This is a genomic window from Aquimarina sp. Aq78, from assembly GCF_900299525.1.
Taxonomy (GTDB): domain Bacteria; phylum Bacteroidota; class Bacteroidia; order Flavobacteriales; family Flavobacteriaceae; genus Aquimarina.
The window spans coordinates 2,501-5,830 of record NZ_OMKA01000022.1 but is presented as its reverse complement, the minus strand read 5'-3'; the positions used below and the strand labels follow the sequence as shown (position 1 = coordinate 5,830).

General features: G+C 42.6%; 2 tRNA genes and 2 rRNA genes (1 of these 4 running past the window's edge). All 4 read left to right on the top strand.

Going from position 1 to position 3,330, the window contains the following annotated elements:
* Positions 1-517 precede the first annotated feature (517 nt).
* Positions 518-2,039: ribosomal RNA gene (locus tag DG435_RS13195) — 16S ribosomal RNA — on the top strand.
* Positions 2,040-2,201: 162 nt separating this feature from the next.
* Positions 2,202-2,275: transfer RNA gene (locus DG435_RS13190), tRNA-Ile, on the top strand.
* Positions 2,276-2,381: 106 nt separating this feature from the next.
* Positions 2,382-2,455 (top strand) — tRNA-Ala (locus DG435_RS13185).
* A 230-nt stretch (positions 2,456-2,685) separates the two neighbouring features.
* Positions 2,686-3,330 (top strand): 23S ribosomal RNA (locus tag DG435_RS13180) (it continues 2,175 nt past the right edge of the window).
* The 16S and 23S rRNA genes sit together here with 2 tRNA genes alongside, the layout of an rRNA operon.

The window sequence follows — 3,330 nt, the reverse complement described above, 5'->3', positions numbered from 1 at the left end:
CCGCAAAACGGGATATTGTTTAGCGCGTTCATTGAGGATTATTTTTTTGATTTATAGGTTAAGATAAAGTTTTAAAAACTTTATTAAAAAGTTCTTGTCAGAATAAAAAAGGGTTGTATGTTTGCGCCCTGCAAAACGGGATTTGTTTTTGTTGTGTTCATTGAGATTTGGTTTACTTTTTTTCTTGTAATTTTTTTTAAAAAATAAATCAGAAAAAGCTTTGTAGAAATAAAAAGGGTTGTATATTTGCACCCGCTTAGAGAAACAAAGCGTAGTTCATAAAAATAGTAGTAATGGTTTAGGGTGTTTTAAGTAGCATTTATGGGGTTCGATTCCTTATTTACAGACTATAATTAATAGCGATGAAGATTGCTTTATTGATTAAGAAAGTTCATAGACATATTGATTGACAGCGCGTATATAACTAGAGATAGTTTATACAGAGAATAAAGACTAGAAACATATTGAGATACGATTATAATTCCGTTGTATTGTTTTGAATAATATTTAAAGACAAACGATGAAGAGTTTGATCCTGGCTCAGGATGAACGCTAGCGGCAGGCTTAACACATGCAAGTCGAGGGGTAACAGGAGTGCTTGCACTCGCTGACGACCGGCGCACGGGTGCGTAACGCGTATAGAATCTACCTTATAGTAAGGGATAGCCCAGAGAAATTTGGATTAATACCTTATAGTATCTTAAGTGAGCATTCACTAAGGATTAAAGATTTATTGCTATAAGATGACTATGCGTTCTATTAGCTAGTTGGTATGGTAACGGCATACCAAGGCTACGATAGATAGGGGTCCTGAGAGGGAGATCCCCCACACTGGTACTGAGACACGGACCAGACTCCTACGGGAGGCAGCAGTGAGGAATATTGGACAATGGAGGCAACTCTGATCCAGCCATGCCGCGTGTAGGAAGACTGCCCTATGGGTTGTAAACTACTTTTATAGAGGAAGAAACAATATTACGTGTAATATTCTGACGGTACTCTACGAATAAGGATCGGCTAACTCCGTGCCAGCAGCCGCGGTAATACGGAGGATCCAAGCGTTATCCGGAATCATTGGGTTTAAAGGGTCCGTAGGCGGGTTTGTAAGTCAGTGGTGAAAGTTTTCGGCTCAACCGGAAAATTGCCATTGATACTGCAAGTCTTGAATTATTGTGAAGTGGTTAGAATGTGTAGTGTAGCGGTGAAATGCATAGATATTACACAGAATACCGATTGCGAAGGCAGATCACTAACAATTGATTGACGCTAAGGGACGAAAGCGTGGGTAGCGAACAGGATTAGATACCCTGGTAGTCCACGCCGTAAACGATGGTTACTAGCTGTTCGGACTTCGGTCTGAGTGGCTAAGCGAAAGTGATAAGTAACCCACCTGGGGAGTACGTTCGCAAGAATGAAACTCAAAGGAATTGACGGGGGCCCGCACAAGCGGTGGAGCATGTGGTTTAATTCGATGATACGCGAGGAACCTTACCAGGGCTTAAATGTAGATTGACAGGTTTAGAGATAGACTTTCCTTCGGGCAATTTACAAGGTGCTGCATGGTTGTCGTCAGCTCGTGCCGTGAGGTGTCAGGTTAAGTCCTATAACGAGCGCAACCCCTGTTGTTAGTTGCCAGCGAGTCATGTCGGGAACTCTAGCAAGACTGCCGGTGCAAACCGCGAGGAAGGTGGGGATGACGTCAAATCATCACGGCCCTTACGTCCTGGGCCACACACGTGCTACAATGGTAGGTACAGAGAGCAGCCACTGGGTGACCAGGAGCGAATCTATAAAGCCTATCACAGTTCGGATCGGAGTCTGCAACTCGACTCCGTGAAGCTGGAATCGCTAGTAATCGGATATCAGCCATGATCCGGTGAATACGTTCCCGGGCCTTGTACACACCGCCCGTCAAGCCATGGAAGCTGGGAGTACCTGAAGTCCGTCACCGTAAGGAGCGGCCTAGGGTAAAACTGGTAACTGGGGCTAAGTCGTAACAAGGTAGCCGTACCGGAAGGTGCGGCTGGAACACCTCCTTTCTAGAGATTTCCTTTTATAAGGGAACCAGAAATGATACGATGGAATGTATCTTGTTTGCTTTTAGTCTTTATGCTGTTAATTAATAATTAGTTGTTAGTTTATGGTTGGTATGTTGATAGTTTTCAACGATCAGCAATTGGCCATCAACCCAACTATGAAGAAGTCTCATAGCTCAGCTGGTTAGAGCGCTACACTGATAATGTAGAGGTCGGCAGTTCGAGTCTGCCTGAGACTACAGATAAGATGTTCATATTACATATTGAAAGGAAATTTTAGAAGTTGAGAATTCATTACTTCATCATTCGAGATTCTGAATTTGACATTTAGGATTTCATAAAAATGGGGGATTAGCTCAGCTGGCTAGAGCGCCTGCCTTGCACGCAGGAGGTCATCGGTTCGACTCCGATATTCTCCACAATTCTTTAGATATAGGGATTGATAGTTTATAAAGCACAGGATTCATGATATGAAAAAGTCTTTATACTCATTGGTTTTATATTTATGATAAGAAAAACGTTCATTGACATATTGATTTAAAAATACGAGCATTAATTGTTTACAATTAATGAGAATAAAAGAGGTTGATACTAATTTAGTTACTTTATTAGTATCGACAAAAACTAAAAGAGCAAGTTAAAGCAAGACGCATAAGCTAATTAAGGGCGTATGGGGAATGCCTAGGCTCTCAGAGGCGAAGAAGGACGTGATAAGCTGCGAAAAGCTACGGGGACAGGCACATACTGATTGATCCGTAGATATCCGAATGGGGCAACCCACTATATTGAAGATATAGTATCCTTTCGAGGAGGCGAACCCGGAGAACTGAAACATCTAAGTACCCGGAGGAGAAGAAAACAAAAGTGATTCCGTAAGTAGCGGCGAGCGAACGCGGATTAGCCCAAACCATAATTGTTACGGCAGTTGTGGGGTTGTAGGACTACGATATAAGAGATGTGATGAATTAGAATCCTTTGGAAAGAGGAGCCATAGACAGTGATAGCCTGGTACAAGTAAAGATCATTAATTTAGTAGTATCCTGAGTAGTGCGGGACACGTGTAATCCTGTATGAATCAAGCGGGACCATCCGTTAAGGCTAAATACTCCTGAGAGACCGATAGTGAACCAGTACCGTGAGGGAAAGGTGAAAAGAACCCTGAATAAGGGAGTGAAAAAGATCCTGAAACCATACGCTTACAAGCGGTCGGAGCGCATTTATGTGTGACGGCGTGCCTTTTGCATAATGAGCCTACGAGTTACTTTTACTAGCAAGGTTAAGATGTTCAGCATCG